The sequence below is a fragment of the Rhizobium sp. SVR5-2C genome, assembly GCF_056755115.1.
Genome location: NZ_JBNDHT010000300.1, coordinates 1 through 997, shown reverse-complemented (window position 1 = coordinate 997; position 997 = coordinate 1). Strand labels below are relative to the sequence as shown.

The following is a 997-nucleotide window of genomic DNA, read 5'->3' as shown; positions in this document are numbered from 1 at the left end:
TATCGCCGCGCAGACTTTTGGCGGCATTGCAGGCACGATGCTCGCGCATGGCATGTTCGCGCTACCCTTGCTGCAGGCGTCGGAAACGATACGGTCAGGCGGCGCGCAATGGCTCGCAGAGGTGATGGCAACCTTCGGCCTGGTCTTCGTTATCCTTTCGGGCATCCGGTTTCGCGCCGATGCCGTGGCATGGCTGGTCGGCCTCTATATCACCGCCGCTTACTGGTTCACCGCTTCCACGTCCTTCGCCAATCCGGCCGTCGCAATCGCCCGATCGCTGACGAACACATTCTCGGGCATCCGCCCGATCGATCTGCCCGGCTTCATCGTCGCGGAAATGATCGGCGCATTGCTGGCGATGATGCTCGTTGGCTGGCTGCTGATGGACGCCCGTAATTCCCAATCTCTCTCCAAGACGGAACCCACCTCATGAGCATGGACGTCACGATCTATCACAACCCCGAATGCGGCACCTCGCGCAATACGCTGGCAATGATCCGCAATGCCGGCATAGAGCCGACTGTCATCGAATATCTGCAAAATCCGCCGAGCCGCGAAGAACTCGTGAAGATGATTGCTGATGCAGGCTTGAGCGTGCGCGAGGCGATCCGCGAAAAGGGCACGCCCTATGCCGAGCTTGGCCTCGACAATCCGGAGTTGACCGACGAGCAACTGCTCGACGCCATGCTGAAGGACCCGATCTTGATTAACCGGCCCTTCGTCATCTCGCCTGTTGGTACCCGCCTTGCCCGGCCGTCGGAAGTCGTGCTCGAAATCCTGCCCGATACGCACAAAGGCCCGTTCGCCAAGGAAGACGGCGAGCAGGTTCTGGATGCGGAAGGCAAGCGACTTGTCTGAACGGGTGCCGCTTTTTGCCGTGCTTGCGCTCGGCGTCACACAGATCATCGGCTACGGCACCCTCTATTACAGTTTCAGCATTCTCGCTTCCGATATGGCCGCGCAATTCGGCTGGTCGAGCGAGTGGGTTTTCGGCGCT

Annotated in this window: 2 protein-coding genes and 1 pseudogene; all 3 read left to right on the top strand. The window is 60.1% G+C overall.

From position 1 onward, the window contains the following. Positions 1 to 433: aquaporin (locus tag ACPYOI_RS35775; RefSeq protein ID WP_481424137.1), on the top strand; the 433-nt coding region annotated here is incomplete at its 5' end. After that, positions 430 to 858 carry an arsenate reductase (glutaredoxin) gene (gene arsC, locus ACPYOI_RS35770; RefSeq protein WP_481420249.1) on the top strand — a complete coding sequence of 143 codons (429 nt, stop codon included), beginning with the start codon at positions 430 to 432 and terminating at the stop codon, positions 856 to 858. The genes ACPYOI_RS35775 and arsC, both read left to right, overlap by 4 nt. Next, positions 833 to 997, top strand: a pseudogene (locus ACPYOI_RS35765) (arsenite efflux MFS transporter ArsK); the annotation flags it as partial. The gene arsC and the pseudogene ACPYOI_RS35765, both read left to right, overlap by 26 nt.

Excerpts from the sequence above, each read along its gene's own strand:
- arsC (WP_481420249.1), top strand. The coding sequence starts at position 430 with ATGAGCATGGACGTCACGATCTATCACAACCCCGAATGCGGCACCTCG.